This window comes from Paraclostridium benzoelyticum (assembly GCF_001006285.1).
Lineage (GTDB): Bacteria > Bacillota > Clostridia > Peptostreptococcales > Peptostreptococcaceae > Paraclostridium > Paraclostridium benzoelyticum.
Window position 1 is genome coordinate 1 of the sequence record NZ_LBBT01000317.1, and the last position, 576, is coordinate 576.

At 24.1% G+C, this 576-nt stretch carries 1 protein-coding gene; it reads left to right on the forward strand.

What is annotated here, in order from left to right; all coding sequences use genetic code 11:
• Positions 1-109 precede the first annotated feature (109 nt).
• Positions 110-526 (forward strand): hypothetical protein, encoded by a 417-nt coding sequence (locus tag VN21_RS15480; protein WP_052952114.1) that lies wholly within the window; start codon positions 110-112, stop codon positions 524-526.
• Positions 527-576: the final 50 nt, after the last annotated feature.

Below are 576 nucleotides of genomic sequence, written 5' to 3' on the forward strand. Positions count from 1 at the left end.
AGTATTTAATGATTCATATAAGTACTTTAATAGAAAAAAACTATACTAAGAGACTATCGTTCATAAATACAAATCAACTTGATATAATAGAAGAAAAGGGGGGGTTATTGTGAATTTAAATTCAATGGATTGCAGATTAGAAGAACAAAAGAAAAAGGTTATACAAGAATATAGATTACATTTAAACTCTAATTGTAATTGGGAATATATACACCCGAAAGGAAAGTATCAGCCTATTGAATATTTTTCACAGAAATTTGTGGAAAAACATTCTGCACTTGCTATGGTGTTTCAAATACATAAACTTTGCTTTGCTAAGATTAAATATTTTGAAAATAACGTAGATGATTTTATACCATATTCATACTCCTTTAAAGATGGATTTCAAAGATGTGAAATGCATAAAGTTCAATTTTTATACCACATATATAGTCACTATATGATTGGAATTGCTGAACTTCAAAATATAAAAGATATAGAAGAATTTAAAAAATTATGTGCTTATTTAGAAAGCTTTAAAAATTAATTTTAAAAAATAAAAAAATATGATAGAAATTAAAAAAAATGGGTATAAAC